20 protein-coding genes are annotated in these 22,395 nt (G+C 73.3%); 12 read left to right on the top strand and 8 right to left on the bottom strand.

The genetic code is table 11. The features are described 5' to 3' along the window. Positions 1 to 76 precede the first annotated feature (76 nt). Positions 77 to 1,699 (top strand): hypothetical protein, encoded by a 1,623-nt coding sequence (locus IEZ07_RS03400; RefSeq protein ID WP_191893456.1) that lies wholly within the window; start codon positions 77 to 79, stop codon positions 1,697 to 1,699. 98 nt (positions 1,700 to 1,797) lie between these two features. On the opposite strand, the gene IEZ07_RS03395 is transcribed toward IEZ07_RS03400, so the two are convergent. The 3 genes from IEZ07_RS03395 to IEZ07_RS03385 all read right to left on the bottom strand — a co-directional run bounded on the left by IEZ07_RS03395 (position 1,798) and on the right by IEZ07_RS03385 (position 7,336). Beyond that, positions 1,798 to 4,839, bottom strand: a complete 3,042-nt coding sequence (locus IEZ07_RS03395) for a hybrid sensor histidine kinase/response regulator (protein WP_191893455.1) — start codon at positions 4,837 to 4,839, stop codon at positions 1,798 to 1,800. Between the two features lie 167 nt (positions 4,840 to 5,006). Further along, positions 5,007 to 6,161 carry an acyl-CoA dehydrogenase family protein gene (locus tag IEZ07_RS03390; protein ID WP_068897695.1) on the bottom strand — a complete coding sequence of 385 codons (1,155 nt, stop codon included), beginning with the start codon at positions 6,159 to 6,161 and terminating at the stop codon, positions 5,007 to 5,009. Next, positions 6,158 to 7,336 carry an acyl-CoA dehydrogenase family protein gene (locus tag IEZ07_RS03385; protein ID WP_191893454.1) on the bottom strand — a complete coding sequence of 393 codons (1,179 nt, stop codon included), beginning with the start codon at positions 7,334 to 7,336 and terminating at the stop codon, positions 6,158 to 6,160. Before IEZ07_RS03385 ends, IEZ07_RS03390 begins: the two co-directional genes overlap by 4 nt. 189 nt (positions 7,337 to 7,525) lie before the next feature. On the opposite strand from IEZ07_RS03385, the gene IEZ07_RS03380 reads away from it, so the two are divergent. Next, the gene (locus tag IEZ07_RS03380; RefSeq protein WP_191893453.1) at positions 7,526 to 8,236 is read left to right on the top strand and encodes a TetR family transcriptional regulator; all 711 of its coding nucleotides are present in this window, start codon (positions 7,526 to 7,528) and stop codon (positions 8,234 to 8,236) included. 141 nt (positions 8,237 to 8,377) lie between these two features. Next, positions 8,378 to 9,052 carry a FadR/GntR family transcriptional regulator gene (locus tag IEZ07_RS03375; protein ID WP_191893452.1) on the top strand — a complete coding sequence of 225 codons (675 nt, stop codon included), beginning with the start codon at positions 8,378 to 8,380 and terminating at the stop codon, positions 9,050 to 9,052. 105 nt (positions 9,053 to 9,157) lie between these two features. Here the strand turns inward: IEZ07_RS03375 and IEZ07_RS03370 are convergent, their stop codons facing one another. Further along, on the bottom strand, positions 9,158 to 10,099 hold the full coding sequence (locus IEZ07_RS03370; protein ID WP_191893451.1) for an aldo/keto reductase: 942 nt from the start codon (positions 10,097 to 10,099) through the stop codon (positions 9,158 to 9,160). Positions 10,100 to 10,421: 322 nt separating this feature from the next. Between IEZ07_RS03370 and IEZ07_RS03365 the strand changes: the two genes are divergently transcribed. Continuing rightward, positions 10,422 to 11,618: a cytochrome P450 gene (locus tag IEZ07_RS03365; RefSeq protein WP_068897699.1), complete on the top strand. Its 1,197-nt coding sequence runs from the start codon at positions 10,422 to 10,424 to the stop codon at positions 11,616 to 11,618. 110 nt (positions 11,619 to 11,728) lie between these two features. On the opposite strand, the gene IEZ07_RS03360 is transcribed toward IEZ07_RS03365, so the two are convergent. After that, positions 11,729 to 12,718, bottom strand: coding sequence for a polyprenyl synthetase family protein (locus IEZ07_RS03360; protein ID WP_191893450.1), 990 nt, complete (start codon positions 12,716 to 12,718; stop codon positions 11,729 to 11,731). A gap of 318 nt (positions 12,719 to 13,036) precedes the next feature. Between IEZ07_RS03360 and IEZ07_RS03355 the strand changes: the two genes are divergently transcribed. Both IEZ07_RS03355 and IEZ07_RS03350 read left to right on the top strand, forming a co-directional pair. Beyond that, complete coding sequence (locus IEZ07_RS03355; RefSeq protein WP_191893449.1) at positions 13,037 to 13,414, top strand: type II toxin-antitoxin system RelE/ParE family toxin; 378 nt, start codon at positions 13,037 to 13,039, stop codon at positions 13,412 to 13,414. Beyond that, positions 13,411 to 13,731, top strand: a complete 321-nt coding sequence (locus IEZ07_RS03350) for a helix-turn-helix domain-containing protein (RefSeq protein WP_191893448.1) — start codon at positions 13,411 to 13,413, stop codon at positions 13,729 to 13,731. Before IEZ07_RS03355 ends, IEZ07_RS03350 begins: the two co-directional genes overlap by 4 nt. Positions 13,732 to 13,934: 203 nt before the next feature. On the opposite strand, the gene IEZ07_RS03345 is transcribed toward IEZ07_RS03350, so the two are convergent. Then, positions 13,935 to 14,963, bottom strand: a complete 1,029-nt coding sequence (locus tag IEZ07_RS03345; RefSeq protein WP_189238189.1) for a GDP-mannose 4,6-dehydratase — start codon at positions 14,961 to 14,963, stop codon at positions 13,935 to 13,937. 306 nt (positions 14,964 to 15,269) lie between these two features. On the opposite strand from IEZ07_RS03345, the gene IEZ07_RS03340 reads away from it, so the two are divergent. From IEZ07_RS03340 to IEZ07_RS03330, 3 genes are read left to right on the top strand one after another with little or no spacing between them, the layout of a single operon-like run. Next, complete coding sequence (locus IEZ07_RS03340; RefSeq protein ID WP_191893447.1) at positions 15,270 to 16,532, top strand: glycosyltransferase family 4 protein; 1,263 nt, start codon at positions 15,270 to 15,272, stop codon at positions 16,530 to 16,532. A gap of 41 nt (positions 16,533 to 16,573) precedes the next feature. Beyond that, complete coding sequence (locus tag IEZ07_RS03335; RefSeq protein WP_068897703.1) at positions 16,574 to 17,287, top strand: class I SAM-dependent methyltransferase; 714 nt, start codon at positions 16,574 to 16,576, stop codon at positions 17,285 to 17,287. A 3-nt stretch (positions 17,288 to 17,290) separates the two neighbouring features. Next, positions 17,291 to 18,331 (top strand): prenyltransferase, encoded by a 1,041-nt coding sequence (locus IEZ07_RS03330; protein WP_068897704.1) that lies wholly within the window; start codon positions 17,291 to 17,293, stop codon positions 18,329 to 18,331. 81 nt (positions 18,332 to 18,412) lie between these two features. Here IEZ07_RS03330 and IEZ07_RS03325 read toward each other — a convergent pair whose 3' ends face one another. After that, positions 18,413 to 19,045, bottom strand: a complete 633-nt coding sequence (locus IEZ07_RS03325) for a class I SAM-dependent methyltransferase (protein WP_191893736.1) — start codon at positions 19,043 to 19,045, stop codon at positions 18,413 to 18,415. A 140-nt stretch (positions 19,046 to 19,185) separates the two neighbouring features. On the opposite strand from IEZ07_RS03325, the gene IEZ07_RS03320 reads away from it, so the two are divergent. Genes IEZ07_RS03320 through IEZ07_RS03310 form a run of 3 tightly spaced genes read left to right on the top strand, consistent with a single transcriptional unit; the run spans position 19,186 to position 20,992 of the window. After that, positions 19,186 to 19,659 carry a pyridoxamine 5'-phosphate oxidase family protein gene (locus IEZ07_RS03320; RefSeq protein WP_191893446.1) on the top strand — a complete coding sequence of 158 codons (474 nt, stop codon included), beginning with the start codon at positions 19,186 to 19,188 and terminating at the stop codon, positions 19,657 to 19,659. Positions 19,660 to 19,673: 14 nt separating this feature from the next. Further along, positions 19,674 to 19,883 carry a ferredoxin gene (locus IEZ07_RS03315; protein ID WP_068897707.1) on the top strand — a complete coding sequence of 70 codons (210 nt, stop codon included), beginning with the start codon at positions 19,674 to 19,676 and terminating at the stop codon, positions 19,881 to 19,883. Between the two features lie 23 nt (positions 19,884 to 19,906). Beyond that, the gene (locus IEZ07_RS03310) at positions 19,907 to 20,992 is read left to right on the top strand and encodes an alcohol dehydrogenase catalytic domain-containing protein (protein ID WP_191893445.1); all 1,086 of its coding nucleotides are present in this window, start codon (positions 19,907 to 19,909) and stop codon (positions 20,990 to 20,992) included. Between the two features lie 206 nt (positions 20,993 to 21,198). Here IEZ07_RS03310 and IEZ07_RS03305 read toward each other — a convergent pair whose 3' ends face one another. Further along, positions 21,199 to 22,143: an AraC-like ligand-binding domain-containing protein gene (locus tag IEZ07_RS03305; RefSeq protein ID WP_191893444.1), complete on the bottom strand. Its 945-nt coding sequence runs from the start codon at positions 22,141 to 22,143 to the stop codon at positions 21,199 to 21,201. Positions 22,144 to 22,395: the final 252 nt, after the last annotated feature.

Genomic DNA, 22,395 nt, shown 5'->3' with positions numbered 1-22,395 from the left:
ACCACCCACGTCACACATGCCACAGGCCCCGCCCCCACCACACCCCCGCCCGCACCCTTCAGGAACCGGTCCCGCCGTGACCCAACCGCTCCTCGGCCGGCGATCGCTCAGCGACTCGATCGGCGAGCTCTACGATCTCCACGCCTCCGGTCTGTTCGCCTACTGCCACGACCAGCTCGGCGATCCCGACGCCGCCTCCGCCGCCGTCCTGTCCGTCCTGTCCGGCGTGCCCGCCGAGCGGCGGCCCCCGCGCGCCGGGCTGTACGCCATGGCCCGCGGCGAGATCCAGCGGCGCGACGTCGTGCACGCGCCGCCCTCCGCCGGCGCCGATCCGGTGGCCGTCTTCGTCCGGCGGGTCCTGCTGGACCTCCGGCCGCACCAGCGCGAGGTGCTGTACCTGTCCGGCGTGTGCGGGATGGACACCGCGGAGCTCTCCTGGGTGCTCGACGTGGCGGCGGACACCGCCGACGAGCTGACCGTGAGCGCCTGCCGCCGCTTCGCCCAGTCCCTGGCCCTGGCCCTGCCCTCGGCACGGCCGCCGGCCCACCTGGCCGGCGTCTTCGCCCTCCTCGGGACCGCCCAGATCCGCGACGTGCTCGCCCGCGCCCCGTGGGCCTCCCCTCCCCGGGGGCTGCGCGCCGCCGTGCTGGCCGCCGCGCCCGGCACGGCCCCCGGCGCCGCACCGGGTACGGCTCCCGCCGCCCGGGCCTCCTCCCTTCCGGTCAGGAGGCTCTGGCCGACCACCCCCGCCTGGCCGCTGCCGCTCACCGAGCCGCACGCGCTGACCAGCACCCGCCTGTTCCTCCCGCCGGACCCGGAGGCCGTCTCCGCGCACGAGGCGACCACCGAGCCGATGCCCAGGCTGCGCGGCTCGGTCCTGACGGCCCTCGACACGGTCCACGAGACGGCCCGCGACGGCGGCCCCGGCACGGCCCCCGCCTCCGATACGGCCTTCGCCCCCGGCACGTCCCCAGCCTCCGACCCGCATCTCGCCTCCGATCCGCCCCTCCGGACGCCCCGTCCCCGGCCGCGACGTCCGAGGCCGCGGCAGGCCACGCCGCCGCTGTCCGCCCCGGTCCCCGGCGACGTGCTCGACCCTCCTCCGGCGGCGGACGGCCCCGCCCCGGGGCAGGACCTGTTCCGCCCCCTCAGCCCGGAGGCCCGGGCGGCCCTGGCCTACACCGACAAGCTGGTCGCCTCGGCCCCGCTCAGGACCCGGCCGGAGATCCCGGCGGCGGCCTCCCCCGGGACCCCCGCCCCGGCTTCCACCGGGACTCCGGCCGGGTCCCCGGACCGCGCCGGTCGGGAGGAGGCGGCCCGTCCCCTGCCCGGCTGGCCTCTGCCCGCGGACCAGCTGGGCGGCCTCGCGCCTCCTCTGGGGACGCCCCGCACCGGTCACGGCGCGGACGGCGGTCCCGCCGGCCCCGTGTTCGCCGCCCCTGCCCGCACCGCTCCCGCTGAGCCGGACCGTCCCGCTCGGCCGGACGACCGGACCGGGCCCCTCGACGCCCCGGAGGTCCGCGAGCCCGGCCGGCGGGCCCGGTCCGCGCCCGCGCCGACCGGGAGCCGCCGCAGGCGCAGGCAGACCGGGCACGGCGAGCGCCACCACGACTGGGTCTGGGAAGTGGTTGGCTTCATCATCTGCGTCGCGATCGCGATGCTCGTCTTCTTCGCCGTCCCGACCATCGTCACCCCGTAGGACGCGGCCGGTCCCGTCGCCCGACGCGGCGTGATGGGCCGCCGCCGTCCCGACGGTCGCGGTCGGCTCCGTCACCTCGCGTGGCGCGGCCGGTCCCGTCACCCCGCGTGGCGCGGTCCCTCGCCGTGCGCCGCGGGCTCCTGCTCCTCGCCGACGGCGGGGCGCAGGGTCCTGAGTGTGCGACAGGCGAGGTCGAGCTCCTCCCGCAGCGGCCGCAGCGTCTCCACGGTGGCCGAGAGTTCTCCCGATCTGCCCTGCGCCTCCAGCCGGGCGCACAGCTCCGCCAGGGCGGTCGCGCCCATGTTGACGGCGGAGCCCTTCAGGCTGTGCGCCCGCTTCTCCACGTCCCCGGCGTGGCCCCGGGCGACGGCCTCCTCCAGCTCCTCCAGGGCGCCCGGGGCCTTGGCCACGAAGGAGGTCGCCAGGTAGTCGACCATCTCCCAGTCGTCCTCCCCCGCGTCCGGCCCGGCCAGCTCGTCGAGGCGCTCCCTGATGGAGGCCTCGCGCGACGGCAGTCCGGACTCCTCCGAGGACGGCCCGGGCTCCTGCGCGGGTCCACCGGCCTCCTCCGAAGGCGGCCCGGGCTCCTGCACGGGTCCACCGGCCTCCTCCGAGGACGGCTCGGACTCCTGCGCGGGTCCGCCGGACTCCGCCAGGGAGGCCGGGACGCCGGACGTGCCCGCCTCGGGGACGCCGGACTTGTCGGTCTCCGGGACGGGCGCCGCATCGGCAGGCGGCGCCGTACCAGGCCCCGCCACAGCGGCAGGCGCGGCCGGGGCGGGCCGCCCCGCGTCGAGGTCGGACCGCGCGGGCCGCAGCGGTTCGAGGAGCTCTCCCAGTTCGTGCGCGCGCACCGGTTTGGCCAGGTAGTCGTCCATGCCCGCGTTCCGGCAGGCCTCCTGGTCCTCGCCGAGCACGCTGGCCGTCAGCGCCACGATGTACGGCCGGGTCCCCGGCTGCTCCGCGCGGATCCGCCTGGTCGCCTCCAGCCCGTCCATGTTCGGCATGTGCATGTCCATGAGGATCACGTCGTAGGAGGCGTGCCGTACCGCCTCCACCGCCTGCGCGCCGTCGTCGACCGTGTCGACCCGGTGGCCGAGCCTGGCCAGCATGAGCTGGGCGACCTTCTGGTTGACCGGGTTGTCCTCGGCGAGGAGCACGTCGAGGACGCCCTTCCCGGCGGCCCCTCCCGGCTCGGCTCCCTCCGTGCGCTCACCGGCCGTCTCCGCCTCGGAGACCGCGGCCCCCCTGCGGGCTATCGCGCCCGCCATCTTCTCCCGCAGCACGGCGCTGCGGGCGGGCTTGGTGAGCACCGCGTCGAACAGCTCCTTCTGTTCGAGCCTGGCCCGCCAGTGCACGCTCGTCAGCAGCACCAGCGGCAGGTCCCGGCCGACGGGGAGATCGCGCAGGACACCGGCCAGCTGCTCCCCGCTCATCTCCGGCATGTGCATGTCCAGGACGGCGACGTCGTAGGAGTGGCCGCCGGTCACCAGGTCCACCGCCTCGCCCGGGGTGCCGACGTCGGTGCACTCCATGCCCCAGCCCGCGAGCTGCAGCCGCAGAACGCGCCGGTTCGTCGCGTTGTCGTCCACGACGAGCGCGGACTTGCCGGTGAGCGCCACGGCGGCGGGCGTGGGCGTGGACGCCGGGCACTCGGGGCAGCCGGCGAGCACCGCGGTCAGCGTGAAGGTGGAGCCGACGCCGACCTCGCTCTCGACGCCCAGGTCCCCGCCCATGGCCCGGGCGAGCCGCCGGCTGATCGCCAGGCCGAGTCCCGTGCCCCCGTAGACCCGGGTGGTCGAGGAGTCCACCTGGCTGAACGAGCGGAACAACCGGTCCATGCGCTCGGCCGGGATGCCGATCCCGGTATCTCTGACCGCCACCCGGAGCCGGATCGGGCCGTCGTCCCGTTCCGAGAGCCGCTGCCCGTCCGCGGTGACGACGATCTCCCCCTGGTCGGTGAACTTCACCGCGTTGCTGAGCAGGTTGACGATCACCTGCCGGAGCCGCGTCACGTCGCCGCGCAGCACCCTCGGGCAGTCCGGAGCGACGTCCCCGACCAGTTCGAGGCCCTTGCTCTCGGCGGCGAGGGCCATCAGGGCGAGCGTGCCCTCCACGCACTCCCGCACGTCGAACGGCTCGTCGTCGAGGTCGAGCTGCCCGGCCTCGATCTTGGAGTAGTCCAGGATGTCGTTGATCACGGAGAGCAGGGCCTCACCGCTGTTGCGCACGGTGTCGGCGAGCTCCCGCTGGTCGGTGTCGAGGTCGGTCTCCAGCAGCAGGTCCGTCATCCCGATGACGGCGTTCATGGGGGTGCGGATCTCGTGACTCATGGTGGCCAGGAACGAGGCCTTGGCCGCCGCGGCGGCGAGCGCCTCGTCCCGCGCCCGGGAGATGACCTGCACCGAGCCGTTGACGGCCGCGGCCATCTCCGCCAGCTCCACCGGCTCGGTCACCTGCGCGGGCCGGGTCGCGTCACCGGCCGCGACCCGCCGGGCCGCGGCCGCCACCTCCTCGACGGAGGCGGTCACCTTGCGCGTCGCCCACCGCGCGGCGACGGCGACCAGCAGGGCCGCGAGCAGCGAGCCCCACAGGATGACGTTCCGGGTATCGGCCGCGCTCTCGGCCCGGCTGCGCTGCTGCGCCTCCAGCAGGCTCTCCTCCCGCTCCTTCAGCTGGTTCAGCAGTGTCTCGGCCTGGACCATGCTCCACACGCCGCGGTCGGTCAGCACGACGTCGCGGGCGGCCGCGAAGCCCTGCTCGCGGCGGAGGCGGATCGTCTCGTCGAGCTCGCCGAGCTTCTCGCGCACCGGCTGCTGGAGCCTGGTGAGGGTCTCCTGCTCGCGGGGGTCGTCCCCGGTCACCCGGCGCAGGGCCGCGAGGTCATCCTCGATCCCGGTGAGCGCCTGCCGGTACGGGTGCAGGTAGCGGTCCTGACCGGTGATGACGTAGCCGCGCTGGCCCCGCTCCGCGTCCTTGAGCCGGTCACGGAGGTCCTCGATCCGTTCGATGGTCCGCTGGGTGTGCTCGATCGACTCCCGATCCTCCAGCTGGGCGCCGATGCGCATGTAGGAACTGATCCCGATGACCGCGAAGGCGACGAACGCGAGGACGTAGCCGACCGCGAGCAGCCCGCTCACCGTCCAGCCGCCTCTGCGCCGTCGCCTGCCCGGATCGGGCGTCTGCCGTTCGGATGAGGTTGAGGGCGCGCCTGTCGCCATGTTCTCGTCCTCTTCTCCACAGTGGACATAAATAGCCGTTTATTCTATATGTCCGCTTTTTCGAAGAGGATGTACCGCCTGCCGGCTCAGCGGGGCGGTCTCGGCAGGCCCAGCCCGAGCATGGCGATCAGCTCGCGCTGCACCTCGTTCACCCCGCCGCCGAAGGTCAGCACGAGCGCGCCCTTGGCCAGGTGGTCGAGCCGCTCGGCGAACTCCGCCGTCTCCGGGTCCGCCAGGTCCCCGAAGCGGGCCAGGACGTCCCCGAGGAGCCGGCCGGCCTCCTGCATCGCCTCCGAGGCGTAGACCTTGGTGGCGGAGGCGTCCGGGGCGCCCAGCCAGCCGCGGTCCATGCCCGCCGCGACCTGCCAGTTGAGCAGCTCGTTGGTGCGGAAGAGCACGTGGAGGCGGCCGAGCGCGCGGCGCACCGCGGGCTCGCCGTCCAGGCCCGCGCCCCGCGCCCAGTCCAGGAACCGGTCGCGCAGGCGGCCGAGGTTGCCGGCCGGGCCGAGCGTGACCCGCTCGTGGTTGAGCTGGTCGACGATCAGGTCCCAGCCCCGGTTCACCTCCCCCACCACCATGTCCACCGGCACGCGCACCCCCGAGTAGTAGGTGGCGTTGGTGTGGTGCCGCCCGTCCATGGTGATGATCGGCGTCCAGGAGAAGCCGGGGTCGGCGCAGTCGACGATCATCATCGTGATGCCGCGGTGCCGCTTGGCCGCCGGGTCGGTCCGGGCGGCCAGCCAGATGTGGTCCGCGTGGTGGGCGCCCGAGGTGAACGTCTTCTGCCCGTCGACCACGTAGTGGTCGCCGTCGAGGACCGCGGTGGTGCGCAGGGACGCCAGGTCGGTCCCCGCCTCGGGCTCGCTGTAGCCGATCGCGAAGTGGCACTCCCCAGCCAGGATGCGCGGGAGGAAGAAGTCCTTCTGCGCGGGCGTGCCGTGCTGCATGAGGGTCGGGCCGACGGTCTGCACGGTGATGAGCGGGTAGGGCACCTCGGCGCGCGCGATCTCGTTGGCGAAGATCTGCTGCTCCAGCGGGCCGTACCCGCCGCCGCCGTACTCCTTCGGCCAGCCGAGGCCGAGCCTGCCGTCGCGGCCGAGGCGCCGGCAGTGCTCCATGTAGGCGTCGCCGAACGGGTCGGCGGCGATCTTCGCCCGCTCCTCGGCGGTCAGGCAGCCCTGGAAGTACTCGCGCAGCTCGTCGCGGAGCCGCTTCTGCTCCGCGGTCAGGTCGATCATCATCCGGCGAGCGCTCCGATCTCGTCGAGCCGGGCCTCCGCCCCGCCCAGCAGGTGGGCCTGGTGCCTGGCCCAGGCGAAGTGGCGGTGCAGCGGGTAGGTCACGTCCAGCCCGATCCCGCCGTGCAGGTGCTGGCAGGTGTACAGGGCCTTCAGCCCGGCGCCGGCCGCGGTGAACGCGCCCACCGCCAGGTCGGCCTCGGCCTCCTCGGGCGGTCCCTCCGCCAGCCGCCAGACCGCCGACCAGAGGGCCACGTCCAGGGCCCTGCCCGCGATGTAGACGTCGGCGATCTGCACGGTCACCGCCTGGAACTCGGCCAGCGCCCGGCCGAACTGCCTGCGCGTCCCGATGTAGCCGGTGGTCAGCGCCAGGGCCCCGGCCAGCACGCCGGAGGCGGTGGCCACGGCCCCCGCGGTGGCCAGGCGCCGCAGCCCCCGCAGCGCCTCCCCGCCCCCGCCCCCGTCCGGGCCGACCGGCTCGGCGGGGGCGCCGTCCAGCACCAGCACGGCCCCCGGCTCCCCGGACGGCAGGGGTACGGCCCGCAGCTCCGCCGCCCCGGGTCCGACCATGAACAGCCCGGCCCCGCCGTCCAGCGCGGCCGGGACCAGCACCCGGTCCGCCTGGGCGGCGTAGGGCACGGCGCCGGTGCGGCCGTCGAGCACCCAGCCGCCTCCCGGGGTCCGCCGGGCCGTGACGGCGCCTGGGCCGTCGGCGGTCCCCGCGGTTCCGGAGGCGGTCCCCATGGTCCCGGGAGCGGTCCCCGCGGTCCCGGGAACGCCGCGGGCGCCGCGCGGGCGGGCGGGCCCCCGCGGCGCCGCGCTCAGCACCAGCCCGCCCTCGGCCAGCGGGGCCAGCGCCCGGCGCTGCGCGGCCGAGCCGTACCCGGCGACGGTCATCGCGGCGACCAGGCTCTGCTGGACGGGGACGGGGGCGACGTGGGCGCCGACCTCGCGCAGGATCACGGCCAGCTCCACCGGCCCGAGCCCGGCGCCGCCCGCCTCCTCGGGGAGGACCGCGCCGAGCAGCCCGGCCCGGGCGAGGGCGCGCCACAGACCCGCGTCGTACGGCTCGCCGCTCCGTTCGTGCGCGTCGAGCCGGGCCGGGGCCGCCTCCCGTCCTAGCAGCCCCGCCGCCAGCCCGCGCAGCTCTTCCTGCGCCTCGTCAAGGGTGAAGTCCACTGGCGCCTCCCGGCGGTGGTGCCCGAATCGCTCGACCAGAAATTAGAACAGATTCCAATAACTGTCCATACTGCCCACTCGCAACATCGCACAGAATGCCGCCGCGAGACATACCGCATGGAGGATCCAGGAGATTTGTGACTGGCGGGTAACTCATCGGAAGAGGAGGGAATCAGATAACGTGTTCTCATGCGCACTCCGCATACGACCATCGAGGCGCCGGTCACCCCGCGCCTCACCGGCACGTCCGCCCCGAGCACCGCCGGATCCGTCACGAGCAAGGGGGCAGGCGTGCACGGCGAACCCTCGTCCACCGGCGTCCGCACGAGGAGCCAGCACCAGCGGCGCAAGCGCATCATCCAGGCCGCCGCGGCCCTCGCCTCGCGCGGCGGCGTCGAGGCCATGCAGATGCGCACCGTCGCCGAGCGCGCGGGTGTCGCGCTGGGCACGCTCTACCGCTACTTCCCCTCGAAGATGGATCTGGTCGTCGCCGTCGTGGGCGAGGAGATCGACCTGCTCGAGAGCAGCATCGAGCGCCGGCCGCCCAGTGCCTCGGCCCCGGCGGGCCGTGCGGTCGACGTGCTGATGCGGGCCACCCGCGGCCTCATGCGCGAGCCCGAGCTCGCCGACGCGCTCATCCGCTCGCTGATCATGACCGAGGTGGAGACCCCCTTCGGGGACCGCATGGCGGGCCTGCTCGTCCGCGTCGCGGGAGAGGGAGCCGGCGCGGACGGCGCGACCGAGGAGCAGGTGGCCCTGGCGGGGTCGCTGGCGAGCGTCTGGGTCCACGAGCTGCTGGAGATGCTGCGCGGGCGGCGGACGTACGAGCAGATCCAGTGGCGCATCGAGATCGCCGCCGTCCGCCTGTTCGCCGACTTCCCGGACGTCTCCTCCGCCTGAGGCCGCAGAACGCCGCGGAACGCTCCGGAGAGCCACCCGAACGGCGTTCCGGATGGCGCGCGGCCGCCTCCGGACGCCCTCGCGCTCCGGCCCCTAAACTCCTGGGCATCCGATGTACCGGCGAGTCTGGGACGGTGAGGCGTGGCGGTCACCGACGCCGCGATCGACAAGATCAAGCAGATGATCCTCTCGGGCGAGCTCACCCCGGGCAGCCGCCTGCCGAAGGAGGCCGTTCTCGCCGAACGGCTCGGCCTGTCCCGCAACTCCCTGCGCGAGGCAGTCCGCGCGCTGGCCCTGATCAACGTGCTGGACGTGCGCCAGGGCGACGGCACCTACGTGACCAGCCTGGAGCCGGGGCTGCTGCTGGACGCCGTGTCCTTCGTGGTGGACTTCCACCGGGACGACACCGTGCTGCAGTTCTTCCAGGTCCGGCGGATCCTGGAACCGGCCGCCACCGCCATGGCCGCGGCCCGGATGGACGAGGCCGGGGTGGCCGAGCTGCGCGGGATCCTCGCCTCGCTGCCCGGCGACCCGAGCGTCGAGCAGCTCGTCGCCAACGACCTGGAGTTCCACCGGCGCATCGCGGCGGGCTCGGGGAACGCGGTGCTCTGCTCCCTGATCGAGAGCCTGTCCGGCCCGACCACCCGGGCGCGCGTCTGGCGGGGGCTCACCCAGGAGGGGGCCCTGGCCAGGACCCGCGAGCAGCACGCCGCGATCTGCGAGGCCATCGCCTCCCGCCGGCCGGAGGTCGCCCGCGCCTGGGCCACCGTGCACATCGCCGATGTCGAGGAGTGGCTCCGCGGCGCCCTCGCCTGACCCCGGCGGAGCGGACGGCCCCCCGGGCCTCGTCACCCGGCCCGGCGGAGAGGGCACCACCCCCGGACCCGCTCACCAGGCGGGAAAGGACGGCCCCGGCCTTGCTCAGCCGACGAGGCCCTCGGCGGCGAGGTCGGTCCAGAGGGCCTCGGGGACGGGTGCGGCGGCCAGGGCGGCGTTGCGGGTGACCTCGGCGGCCGAGCGGGCCCCGGCGACCACGGAGACGACCGCCGGATGGCGGAGCGGGAAGGCCAGCGCCGCCTGGGGCAGGGTGACGCCGTGGCGTTCGCAGACCCGGGCGATCCGGCGGGCGCGCGCCAGCAGCGGCCCGGGGGCGGGGGCGTAGTCGTAGGTGCCGGAGGCGTCGTGGGTGGCCAGCAGGCCGCTGTTGAACACCCCCGCCGCGAGCACGCGGACCCCGCGCTCCGCGCAGAGCGGGAGCAGCCCGCGCGTGCCCGACTGGTCGAGCAGCGTGTGGCGCCCCGCCAGCATCACCACGTCCATGTCCGTCTCCCGGACGAACCGGGCGAGCATCTCCCACTGGTTCATGCCGGTCCCGATCGCCCCGACGACGCCCTGGTCGCGCAGCTCGGCCAGGGCCGGGTACGCCTCGGAGACGGCCTGCTCCCAGTGGTCGTCCGGGTCGTGGATCAGCACGATGTCGACCCGGTCGAGACCGAGCCGCCCCAGGCTCTCGTCCAGCGACCGGCGCACCCCGTCGCGGGAGTAGTCGCGCACCCGGCGCAGGTCCGCGGGGACGTCGAAGCCCTCCGCGTCCCGGGAGCCCCCCGCCTCCGACGGCACGAGCAGGCGGCCCACCTTGGTGGAGAGCGTGTAGGAGTCGCGGGGACGGTCCGCCAGGGCCGCGCCGAGCCGCCGCTCCGACAGGCCGAGCCCGTAGTGCGGCGCGGTGTCGAACAGCCGGATCCCGGCCTCGTAGGCGGCGTCGACCGCCGCCCGCGCCGTCTCGTCGTCCACCGCGGTGAACAGGTTGCCGATGGGGCCGGCGCCGAAGCCGTACCTGCCGATGTCCGCGCTGACGCCCATCACGTGCTCCGTTCCGCGGGAGATGCCCGGGTACGGCTCCCGCCGCCCGGCGGGAGCCTAGCCGATCGCGGTTCCGGTGACCGGCCGGCGGATAAGGCGGCGCCGTACGGGTAGTGCGGCGTCACGCGCCCGGACGAGTCCGGGACGGGACAACCACCGGTCCCGCCCTTGACTCTCCCCCCGCCCCGTAATAGAACACGTTTCAGAAACGTGATCGATCAGTGATCCCCGGATGCACCGCCGGTCGGGGCGCGGCCGGACCGCGTCCCGGTGCCGCGCGGACACCGGGGAAGCCGCCCGTACGGCCCGCATGGGAGAGCAGATGGACATCAACGTCATCGACCAGGACTTCTACGCGAAGCATGGGCCTCCCCACGAGCAGTTCGCCTGGCTGCGCGCCAACGACCCCGTCCACTGGCATCCCGACCCCGACGGCCCCGGCTTCTGGGCGGTGACCCGGCACGCCGACGTGGTCCACGTCTCCCGCCGCTCCGACCTGTTCTCCTCCCACCGCAAGCTCGCGCTGATCAACGAGATGCCCGAGGAGGAGCGCGAGCTCCAGCGGATGATGATGCTCAACCAGGACCCCCCGGAGCACACCCGGCGGCGCTCCCTGGTCAACCGGGGCTTCACCCCGCGGGTCATCGGGCGGCTGGAGCAGCACATCCGCGACATCTGCCACGACCTGGTGGACGAGGCCAGGGGCCGCGGCCCGGTCGACTTCGTCCGGGACATCGCCGCCCCGCTCCCGCTCTACGTCATCTGCGAGCTGCTCGGCGCGCCCGTCGAGGACCGCGACAAGCTCTTCACCTGGTCCAACCAGATGATCGGCGCCGAGGACCCGGACTACGCGGCCGACCCGTCGCAGGGGCGCGACGCGGCCTCGGAGGTCTACGCCTACGCCAACGCCCTGGCCGCCCAGCGGCGCGCGGAGCCGCGCGACGACATCATCACCAAGCTCCTGCAGCCCGCCGAGGACGGCGAGGCGCTCGACGAGAACGAGTTCGACCTGTTCGTGCTGCTCCTGGTGGTCGCGGGCAACGAGACGACCCGCAACGCGGCCTCCGGCGGCATGCTGGCGCTCTTCGAGCACCCCGAGCAGTGGTCCCGCCTGGTGTCCGAGCCGGCGCTGGCGCCCGCCGCGGCCGACGAGATCGTCCGCTGGGTCTCACCGGTCAACCTCTTCCGCCGCACGGCGACCGCCGACACGGTGATCGGGGACCGGCAGGTCCGCGAGAACGACAAGGTCGTGGTCTTCTACGGCTCGGCCAACCGCGACGAGTCCGTGTTCGACTCCCCCGGCGTCTTCGACATCGGCCGCGACCCCAACCCGCACATCGGGTTCGGCGGCGGAGGGGCCCACTTCTGCCTCGGCAACCACCTCGCCAAGCTGGAGCTCCGGGTCCTGTTCGAGGTGCTGGCCGAGCGGCTGCCGAAGATCTCCCAGACCGGCCCGGCCCGGCGCCTGCGCTCCAACTTCATCAACGGCATCAAGGAGCTCCCGGTCGACCTCGGCTGACAGTGAGGATGTAGGGGAACGCCTCCCGGTGGAGCCTGGCTCATCGTCTGACTGACCATGGTGTCTTCAACCCGAGCCGCCGGCTCCGTCCGGGAGGCGTCCACCTGCACTCACCTGACGAGCAGGGACTCCGCCCCGTCGAGGCAGGCGTACGGCAGGCGGTGCAGGGCTTCGGCGGCCTCGGGGTCGGCGATGCCGGGCAGCGCGGCGACGGCGTCCGCCGCCAGGCCGCGGCAGTGCGCGATCGTCTCCTCCGCCATGGAGCCCGCCCTGAGCCGGGCCAGGACGGTTCCGATCTCGTCCTCGTTCAGCCGCCGCCCCAGGAACGGGCGCAGATCGGCGCACTCCCCCCGCACGGCCGTGAGCAGCGGCAGGGTGTAGACGCCCTGCCGCAGGTCGTTGCCGGCGGGTTTGCCGAGCAGCTCCGCCGTGGAGCCCAGGTCCAGCAGGTCGTCCAGGATCTGGAACATCATGCCGAACCGCTCGCCGTACTCCGCCAGGGCCTGCCCGTCCGGGTGCGCGACCAGGCAGCTCGCCCGGAACAGGGAGGCCGTCTTGCGGCGGACGGAGCACAGGGCGCTCTCGGGGGTGCGGTCGGCGTCGAAGAGCTCGGCCGCCTCCTGGAACTGCCCCTCGGCCAGCTCGACGACGGTGGCGGCCAGCGTCTCGGCCACCGGTTTGGAGAGCGAGGAGAGCGCGGTCAGCGCGGCCCTGGCCAGCATGAAGTCGCCCACCACCAGCGCCCGCGCGTCGCCCAGCTCGGCGTTGAGGGTCCGCACGCCGCGGCGCTCGGCCGCCCCGTCCATCAGGTCGTCGTGGACCAGCGACCCCGCGTGGACGAGCTCCACGCACGCCGCGGCGGTCACCGTCCGCCTGTCGATCCGGCCGCCCAGGGCGAGCGCCGCCGCCAGGGTCAGCGCGGGCCGCAGCCGCTTGCCGCCGGCCCCCGTGATCCGGGTGACCGCGCGGCTGACGGACGGCAGCCGGGACGAGGCGCTCAGGCTCCGCAGGCGCTTCTCCACCTGCCGGAGCCCGGCGGAGACGGCCGGACCGGCGAGAACCTCCTCCGGACCCGCGGGGCGCGTGACGTGAACGGGCATGACGACCTCCTGGCGGCGGGACCCCTCTTGTGGGGGATCACCCGCCACGCTGCCCGAACCCCCCTGAGGAGACGCTGAGCCCGGCTGAGCCGGAGCTGAGGACCGCTGAGACGCCTCTCAGCGGGCTCGACCCGCCCAGAGGAACCGGCACACCCGACCCCCGGACAGAGCGGAGCGGAAGATCCCGCCCCACCGGCTTCAGCGGCGGTTCAACCACCCATCGGAACCGAACCGAGGAGCTCCGCCGATCCGCCGTCTCTCGAAGCGCACTTTATTTAGAATATCCTTAACTATGGTGACTGTCCCGAGAAGACCGCAGTGGACGAGTGGGAGATCTTCTTCACCGATGAGGTGGGAGAATTCCTCGACACCCTGAGCGAGACCGATCGCGCTTCCCACAAGCTGGTCAACCAGGCCGTCCTGATACTGGAACGCAACGGCCCCGCAGAAGGTCGTCCACTCGTGGACACCATCACGGGCTCCAAGATCCCTAACATGAAAGAGCTGAGGCCGGGCTCCGCCGGCCGCAGTGAGATCCGCATCCTGTTCGTCTTCGATCCCTGGAGGGCAGCCATATTGCTGGTGGCGGGAGACAAGGCGGGCAACTGGGAGCGCTGGTACCGCACGGCGATTCCGCGAGCCGAGCAACTGTACGAGCTCTATCTGGTGGAGCGGCAGAAGGAGATGGGCCGATGAGCAACTACCGTAGGTGGCGCGAGAGCGGCCATCTGGAGCAGGCGATCGAAACCGCAGGCGGCCCGGAGCGGTTCGAGAACGAGGTGCAGCAGCTGCGCGCCCAGGCACAAGGCTGGCGGCTGAGCGAGATGCGCAAGCGCCGAGGTCTCACCCAGGCCCAGGTCGCCGACCGCATGGGCATCTCCGTGGCCCGGGTGTCTCAGATCGAGAAGGGCGACGTGTCGACCCGCGAGGTCCTGGACCGCTATGTCGCCGCCCTCGGCGGCACCCTCAAGCTGATCGCCGATTTCGGCGACGAGCAGCTCAAGGTCAGCTGACCGGCTCGCGGGTCCCCTGCACGGGCCACCAGGGCGGTTTCGTCTCCGCATGGCAGGGCGGTGATCCAGGCGCGGAAGCCTGCTGTCCATCCGCATGTGCGACGGCGGCACGAGGACGGATCGCCAGGCCCGGCCATCGGCAACGCGGATCAGCGCTCCGCGCCTCCGCGGGAAGGCGCGGCCGTTCGAAAGCCGGGCGGAGGTCAGGGCCAGGAGGAGTCCTGGTCGGGGTCGCCGCCCTCGGACAGGAGTTTGACGTCGGCCTCGACCATCATGGCGACCAGTTCCTCGAAGGAGACCGAGGGCTCCCAGCCGAGCTGGACGCGGGCCTTCTTCGGGTCGGCGCAGAGCAGGTCGACCTCGGCCGGACGGTGCAGGGCCTGGTCGCAGACCACGTAGCGCTCCCAGTCGAGGCCCGCGGCGGAGAACGCCGCCTCGACGAGCTCGCGCACCGACTGGGTCCGCCCGGTGCCGATGACGTAGTCCTCGGGCGTCTCGGCCTGGAGCATCAGGTGCATCGCCCGGACGTAGTCGCCGGCGTAGCCCCAGTCGCGACGGGCCTCCAGGTTGCCCAGGCGGAGCTCGGAGGCCAGGCCCAGCTTGATGCGGGCCACGCCGAGGGAGACCTTGCGGGTGACGAACTCGGCGCCGCGGCGCGGCGACTCGTGGTTGAACAGGATGCCGCTGACCGCGAACATCCCGTAGGACTCGCGGTAGTTCTGGGTCAGGAAGTGGCCGTAGGCCTTGGCCACGCCGTACGGCGAGCGGGGGTGGAACGGGGTGGTCTCCGCCTGCGGGGTCTCCCGGACCTGCCCGAACATCTCCGAGGACGACGCCTGGTAGAACCGGATCTGGCCGGAGCCGTTGACGGTCCGCGAGGAGGAGATCCCCGAGCAGACGCGGATGGCCTCCAGCATGCGCAGCACGCCCATGCCGGTGACCTCGGCGGTCAGCTCGGCCTGCTCCCAGGACATCGGCACGAACGAGATGGCGCCCAGGTTGTAGACCTCGTCGGGCTGGACCTTCTCCACCGCGGAGATGAGCGAGCCCTGGTCGAGCAGGTCGCCGCGGACCAGCTGGACGTCCTGCAGGAGCCTGCGCACCCGGGAGACGCGCGGGTTGGCCTGGCCCCGGACGAGCCCCCAGACCTCGTAGCCCTCGTCCAGCAGGCATTCGGCCAGGTAGGAACCGTCCTGCCCGGTGATGCCGGTGATCAGCGCGCGCCTGGCCAACGCGTCCTCCTTGCTCGTCGGGCGGGGCTTGCTCCCGGACCGGGTCCTACCCGGACAGTGTGCCGTTGACTGGCGAATGTACCGCCCTGCCCTGTTATGGGCACCATACCGGGCGGCGTGTCACTAGAACCCGTTACACCGAATTGCGATCGGTCGCACCAACGTCGCAGCTCGTATGCCCTGAAAGTGACACTGAGCACAATTCCACATTAGAAGGGTGAGACCTACCGAATGGTAGGGTCCGAGGTCTAAGGTCATCTTTCACGGTACCTGTCCTCACCCGGACAGGGTGAGGAAGGGGTTGCCGTGCCAGGTGCGGACTCGCTGCGGATCGCTCTGCTGTCCTACCGGAGCAAGCCGACCTGCGGCGGCCAGGGGGTCTACCTGCGGCACCTCAGCCGTGAGCTGGTCGCCCTCGGCCACCACGTCGAGGTCTTCTCCGGCCAGCCGTACCCCGAGCTCGACGAGGGGGTCGTCCTCAACAAGGTGCCCAGCCTCGACCTCTACCGCGACGAGGACCCGTTCCGCACCCCGGGGCTGCGCGAGTTCCGCGACTGGATCGACGTGCTCGAGGTCGCGACCATGTGGACCGCCGGATTCCCCGAGCCGCTGACCTTCACCCTGCGCGCCCGCCGTGAGCTGGCCAGGCGCGTCGGCGACTTCGACGTGGTCCAGGACAACCAGACCCTCGGCTACGGCCTGCTCGGCATCGCCAAGCTCTTCCCGGTGGTCGGCACCATCCACCACCCGATCAGCGTGGACCGGCGGATCGAGCTCAAGGCCGCGCCGCTGCGCAAGCAGTTCTCGATGCGGCGCTGGTACGGCTTCGTACGCATGCAGGCCAAGGTCGCCCCGCGGCTGAACCCGATCCTGACCGTCAGCGAGTCCTCCCTCGCCGACATCCACCGCGACTTCAACGTCCCGCAGGCCAACATGCGGCTCATCCCGCTGGGCGTGGACACCCGCTACTTCCACCCGCGCCCGGAGATGCCCAAGCGTCCCGGCTCGATCGTCGCGGTGGCCAGCGCCGACTCGCCGATGAAGGGCGTGGCGACGCTGCTGCGCGCGGTGGCCAAGCTCGCCACCGAGCGCGACGTGAACCTGACCGTGGTGAGCAGGCCGACCCCGGGCGGCCCGACAGAGAAGCTGGTGGCCGAGCTCTCCCTGGCCGACCGGGTCCGGTTCGTGCACGGCATCTCCGACACCGAGCTGGGCGAGCTGATCGCCACCTCGGAGATCGCGGTCGTCCCCTCGCTCTACGAGGGCTTCTCGCTCCCGGCCGTCGAGCACATGGCCTGCGGAACCCCGCTCGTCGCCTCGCGGACCGGCGCGCTGCCGGAGGTCGTCGGCGACGCCGCGGTGCAGGTCGCCCCCGGCGACCCCGAAGAGCTGGCCGCCGCGCTGCGCCGCCTGCACGACTCCCCCGAGGAGCGGGCCGAGGTCGGCCGGCGCGGCTACGAGCGCGCCATGGAGCGCTACACCTGGAAGGTCGTCGCGCAGCGGACCGTGGAGGCCTACCGCGAGGCCATCCAGGCCCACCCCGCGGCCCGCACGGCCCGCACGACCTGATCGACCCCCTTTCCCAGCTGGATCTCTGCAAGGAGCGGCAAGTGCTGACTGTCGACTTCGGCCGGTTGCCCGTCGGGCCCGGGACCCGAGTCCTCGATCTCGGCTGCGGCGGCGGGCGGCACGCCTTCGAGGTGCTGCGCCGGGGCGCCGACGTGGTGGCGTTCGACATGGACGCCGAGGAGCTGAAGGGCGTGGCGACCATGTTCGCCGCGATGGAGCAGGCCGGCGAGGTGCCCGACGAGGCGACCGCCGAGACGGTGACCGGCGACGCGCTGGACATGCCGTTCGAGGACGCCAGCTTCGACCGGGTGATCGCCGCCGAGGTCCTGGAGCACATCCCCGACGACATGGCGGCGATGCGGGAGATCTTCCGGGTGCTCAAGCCGGGCGGTCTGGCCGCGGTCACGGTGCCGAGCTTCCTGCCCGAGCGGATCTGCTGGGCGCTGGACGAGGACTACCACACCGCCCCCGGCGGGCACGTGCGGATCTACACGCTCGCCGAGCTCGGCGCGAAGCTCAAGGCCACCGGGTTCGTCATCGGCCCGCACCACCACGCCCACGGCCTGCACGCGCCGTACTGGTGGATCAAGTGCGCCGTCGGCGTGAACAACGACGACCACCCGCTGGCCAAGGCGTACCACGAGATCCTCGTCTGGGACATCATGAAGCGCCCGGCCGCCACCCGCATCGCCGAGGCGCTGCTCAACCCGCTCATCGGCAAGAGCGTCGTGCTCTACGTCCGGAAGCCCGCCTGAGCCGTGGACCGGCAGCGGGTCGCGCAGACCGCGGGCAGCATCGCGGCCGTGCAGGAGGACGACGGCGGCGTCCCCTGGCCCGAGGGCCACGTGGACGCCTGGAACCACGTCGAGTGCCTGATGGCGATGAGCGTGGCCGGACTGGCCGAGCCGGTCCGCAGGGGCTACGACTGGCTGGTCCGCACCCAGCGGGCCGACGGGTCCTGGCCGATGAAGCTGGTCGGGGGCAGGGCCGTCGAGCACGGCGGGGAGTCCAACCACGCGGCCTACGTCGCGGTCGGCGTCTGGCACGAGCTGCTGGTCACCGGTGACGAGGGCTTCGCCCGCGAGATGTGGCCCGTCGTGCGCTCCGCCCTCGACTTCACGGTCGGCCTGCAGACCACCCGGGGCGAGATCGTCTGGGAGCGGGCCGCGGACGGCCGGGCGGCCTCCTACGCCCTGCTGACCGGCTGCGCCTCCATCCACCAGGGCCTGCGCTGCGGCGTGCTGCTCGGCGAGCACCTGGGCGACCCGCAGCCCGACTGGGAGCTCGCGGCCGACCAGCTCGGCCACGTGCTGGCCGCCCATCCCGAGGCGTTCGCCGACAAGAGCCGCTTCTCGATGGACTGGTACTACCCGATCCTCGGCGGCGCCCTGCGCGGCCCGGCGGCCCACGCCCGGCTGGCCGAGGAGTGGGACACGTTCGTCGAGCCGGGCCTGGGCATCCGCTGCGTCTCCGACCAGCCCTGGGTGACCGGCGCGGAGACGTGCGAGCTGGTGCTGGCGCTGGACGCGCTGGGCGACCGGGACCGGGCCGAGAAGCTCTTCACCGACATGCAGCACCTGCGGCACGAGGACGGGTCCTACTGGACCGGCTGGCAGTTCGTGAACGAGAAGTGGTTTCCGCACGAGCGCTCGGCCTACACCGCGGCCGCCGTCGTGCTCGCCGCCGACGCGCTGTACGGCCTCACCCCCGCGTCGGGCCTCTTCCGCGACGCGGGCGCCTACGCGACGGACCGTCCCACCGCGGCCTGCGGCTGCAGTCACGCCCGCTCCCCCGGCTGACCCGGCGGGGCCCGGGAGCCGTGCCGCCGCCCCGCCCGGCCGAGGGTCTCCCCCGCGGCCCGTCAACCGGCCCGGGGCCTGTCAGCCGATGCCGGGGCCGATCCGCTCCAGCACCCGGAGCGAGCCCTCCCGCCGGACCTCCTTGAACGCCCCGGAGGCCAGCGCCCTCTGGTGGACGCGGTACGGCGCCTGCCCGCCGTCGGCCGGGTCGGGGTAGACGTCGTGGAAGGCCAGCGCGCCGCCCGGCACCACGTGCGGGGCCCAGCCCTCGTAGTCCTTGGTCACCGGCTCCTCGGAGTGGCCGCCGTCGATGAACAGCATCCCCAGCGGGGTGTTCCACAGCCCGGCGACCCGCTCGGACCGGCCGACGATCGCGATGACCTCCTCCTCCAGCCCGGCCGCGGCGATCGTGCAGCGGAAGGTGGGCAGGGAGTCCATCTTGCCGAAGCGGGGGTCGACCAGCGTGGGGTCGTGGTGGGCCCAGCCCGGCTGGATCTCCTCCGAGCCCCGGTGGTGGTCCACGGTCAAGACGACGGAGCCGGACAGGCGGGCGCCCGCGCCGAGGTAGACGGCGGACTTCCCGCAGTAGGTGCCGATCTCGCAGATCGGCCCGCGCGAGCCGTACTCGGCGGCGGTCTCGAACAGGGCGATCCCCTCGGCTCGGGGCATGAACCCCTTGGCGCGGTGGGCGGCCTGCAGCAGGTCCGCGGGCATGCTCGGCGGCGTGCCGGGGCGCGGGTCCGCGGGCAGGTCGGAGGGCCCGGTGGCGTTGCTCATCCGAGCAGCCTACCCACGCCGAACAACATTCGGAACGGCTCTTGCCGGGCCTTGTGGAACATGTTCTACTTTGCACCGTGAATCAGCGCGCGCGCATAGCGATGTCCGACGACGAGGTCACCGCCTTCATCGCGGAGTCGCGGAAGCTCCAGCTCGGCACGATCAACCCGGACGGCACGCCCCACATGGTCACCATGTTCTACGGGCTGGACGAGGGGAGGATCGCCTTCTGGACCTACGGCAAGGCCCAGAAGACCCGCAACATCCAGCGGGACGCCCGGGTGAGCTGCCTCATCGAGGCCGGGGACGACTACGCCGAACTGCGCGGAGTCCTGGTGTACGGCGTCGCGCGCACGATCGGCGACCCGGAGGGCGTGCTGCGCGTCGGCACGGGCGTGACCCGGCGGATGGCCGGGATGCCGGACTCCGCGGAGCTCGTCTCCGAGTACGTCGCCCACACCGGCCGGAAAAGGGTCGCGTTCGTCGTCGAGCCCACCCGGGTGGTCTCCTGGGACCACCGTAAGCTCGGCACGCCGATCCAATCCGGTTGAGGAGGTTCACGCTCATGAAGATCAAAGTCGACTATCTGGTCTGCGAGGCCAACGCCGTCTGCATGGGACTCGCCCCGGAGGTCTTCGACGTCGACGACGACGACCAGCTGCACGTGCTGCTGCCTGAGCCGCCGCCGGAGATGATGGACCGCGTCCGGCACGCCGTGCGGTCCTGCCCCAAAGCCGCCCTCTCCCTCGAGGAGACCCCCGAGGAGAAGGCATAACCCAGGACCGAGGAGGACCCCTCATGCGCGGTGCGCTGCTCCACGCCGTCGGCGACGACAAGCTCGACATCCGCGACGACTTCACCCTGACCCCGGTGGGCCCGGCGGACGTCCGGATCAAGGTCAGGGCCACCGGCGTCTGCCACTCCGACCTGTCGGTGCTGAGCGGCGTGCTGCCGATGCCGCTCCCGGTCATCCCCGGGCACGAGGGCGCGGGCGAGGTCGTCGAGGTCGGCGACCACGTGACCACCGTCCAGCCCGGCGACCACGTCATCGTCAACTGGACCCCGGCCTGCGGCACCTGCTCCAACTGCCTGGTCAACCAGCCGTTCCTGTGCATGACCTACGTCATGGACAGCTTCGTCAACGCCCGCTTCCGCTACGGCGGCGACACCCCGGCGTTCGGCATGGCCGGCTGCGGCACCTGGTGTGAGGAGATCGTCGTGCCCTGGCAGGGTGCGGTCAAGGTCGACCCGGACGTGCCCTTCGAGGTCGCGGCGCTGATCGGCTGCGGCGTCACCACCGGCGTCGGCGCGGCGCTCAACACCGCCAGGGTCCGCGCGGGCTCGACCGTGGCCGTGGTCGGCTGCGGCGGGATCGGTCTGTCGATCATCCAGGGCGCCCGGATCTCCGGGGCGACCACGATCCTGGCGATCGACCCGCTGGAGTCCAAGCACGCGCTGGCCGAGAAGGTCGGCGCCACCCACGCGGTCACGCCCGACCAGTTGATGGACGCGATCGGCACGCTGACCGGCGGCCGGGGCTTCGACTACGGCTTCGAGGCCGTCGGCAAGTCCGCCGCGATCATGACCGCCTGGCAGGCGACCCGCCGCGGCGGCGACATGATCGTCGTCGGCGCGGGCGCGATGGACGACACCGTCCCGCTGAGCGCCTTCAGCCTGCTGTTCGAGGGCAAGAACATCCTCAGCTCGATGTACGGGGGCTCGGACGTCCGCCGGGACTTCCCGTTCCTCGCCGGGCTGTACAAGGCCGGCAAGCTCGACCTGGAGAGCATGATCAGCTCCCGGATCAGGCTCGCCGACCTCAACGACGCCGTCGCGGCCCTGCGCGGCGGCGAGGTCCTGCGCCAGGTCGTCGTCCTGGACTGACGGTGAGCATGCGGGGGAACGCCTCCCGGTGGAGCCCGGTTCCCGGCCTGACCGGCCACGGTGTCCTCGACCCGATCCGCCGGCCCCGTCCGGGAGGCGTTCGTCCGCACGCACCGGACGCGGCAGGTGACCCATAGGAGCCCGGCCGGAGGTCCCGTCACCGTCCTGTCCGGATCGCCCGGTCGCGATCCGGCCGGGCGGGCCCCTCAGTCCCGCCGGTCCCTCCAGTCGCGCGGCGCCCGGCCGTAGGCCCGACGGAAGGCCCGGCTGAACGAGGTGGCGTCGGTGAAGCCCCAGCGGGCGGCGACCTCGCCCACCGCCTCGCCGCGGGGCCCCGCGGCGGCCAGCTCCCGGCGGCAGTGGTCCAGGCGGCGGGCGCGCACGTGCGCGGTCACCGTGCCGCCCGCCGCCTGGAAGATCCGGTGGAGCTGGCGGACCGAGACGTGATGGGCCTGCGCGATGACGGCCGGGGACAGCTCGGGGCGGTGCAGGTTCCGCTCGATCCAGTCCACGATCCGCGCGTACGCCTCGGCGTGCGCGCCGCCGGGCGGCGGCGTGCCGTCGAGCCGCTCGCACAGCGCCCCGGTCACCACGTTGACCAGGGCCTCGCCGAAGTGCACGCCGTACGGGCCGTCCGCCGGACCGCCGTGGACCGCCAGCGCGCTCAGGAAGGAGACCGCCAGGCTCCCCGGGCCCTCCCTGCTGCCCAGCAGCGTGCCCGCCAGTTCCGCCACCCGCGCGGGCGGCAGCGGGATCACGGACCGGGGGATGGTCAGGGCCAGCAGGTGGTGGTCCTGGAGCGCGAACCTGATCGGGCGGGCCAGGTCGTAGAGCACCAGGTCGCCGGAGCCGACCTCGACGTGCCTGCCCGCCTGCTCGACCACCCCCGAACCGCGCAGCAGCAGGGACAGCTTGTAGTGCTCCATGCCGTCCCGCAGACCGTGCCGCGCGGCGCGGCTCACCACGTGGGCGGGCGCGCGCACGTCGCTGACCTGGACCGGGCCCAGGGTGCGGCCCACGATCCGGCCCGCGAACCCCTCCCGGTCGTCGGTCCGCAGCTCCAGCGGGCCGAAGGCCCGTGACACGACGTCCCGCCAGAGCGCGGCCTGCTCCCGGGCCGGCGTGCCGGCCGTGCTGACGAAGGTGGGCATGGCCTCTCCCCGGTCTCGTGGGCTCTCCGCGCGTCCCGCTGAGCCCTCCGGTGCCGCCCGGTCGCGGCCCGCCCAGCCTCTCCCCCCGAGCCGAGCGCCGGAAATCCCATCCGTGTCCCCGTCACGGGTTATGGACGACCGGCTGCGCCCTCCCCGCCGGGGCGCGGGAGGAGGGCCGTGGAAGGAGGACCGCGGGAGGAGGACCGCGGGAGGAGGACCGCGGCGGCCCGGCGCTCCGTGCCAACACCTCGG

The sequence above is a fragment of the Planomonospora parontospora genome, from assembly GCA_014647935.1.
Lineage (GTDB): Bacteria > Actinomycetota > Actinomycetes > Streptosporangiales > Streptosporangiaceae > Planomonospora > Planomonospora parontospora.
Note: the sequence above shows the minus strand (reverse complement) of the source record. Positions and strands in the feature narration are given on the sequence as shown.

Excerpts from the sequence above, each read along its gene's own strand:
- IEZ07_RS03310 (WP_191893445.1), top strand. The coding sequence starts at position 19,907 with ATGCGCGGTGCGCTGCTCCACGCCGTCGGCGACGACAAGCTCGACATC.
- IEZ07_RS03360 (WP_191893450.1), bottom strand. The coding sequence starts at position 12,718 with ATGCCCGTTCACGTCACGCGCCCCGCGGGTCCGGAGGAGGTTCTCGCC.
- IEZ07_RS03315 (WP_068897707.1), top strand. The coding sequence starts at position 19,674 with ATGAAGATCAAAGTCGACTATCTGGTCTGCGAGGCCAACGCCGTCTGC.
- IEZ07_RS03350 (WP_191893448.1), top strand. The coding sequence starts at position 13,411 with ATGAGCAACTACCGTAGGTGGCGCGAGAGCGGCCATCTGGAGCAGGCG.
- IEZ07_RS03365 (WP_068897699.1), top strand. The coding sequence starts at position 10,422 with ATGGACATCAACGTCATCGACCAGGACTTCTACGCGAAGCATGGGCCT.
- IEZ07_RS03305 (WP_191893444.1), bottom strand. The coding sequence starts at position 22,143 with ATGCCCACCTTCGTCAGCACGGCCGGCACGCCGGCCCGGGAGCAGGCC.
- IEZ07_RS03390 (WP_068897695.1), bottom strand. The coding sequence starts at position 6,161 with ATGATGATCGACCTGACCGCGGAGCAGAAGCGGCTCCGCGACGAGCTG.
- IEZ07_RS03380 (WP_191893453.1), top strand. The coding sequence starts at position 7,526 with ATGCGCACTCCGCATACGACCATCGAGGCGCCGGTCACCCCGCGCCTC.
- IEZ07_RS03325 (WP_191893736.1), bottom strand. The coding sequence starts at position 19,045 with ATGCCCGCGGACCTGCTGCAGGCCGCCCACCGCGCCAAGGGGTTCATG.
- IEZ07_RS03370 (WP_191893451.1), bottom strand. The coding sequence starts at position 10,099 with ATGGGCGTCAGCGCGGACATCGGCAGGTACGGCTTCGGCGCCGGCCCC.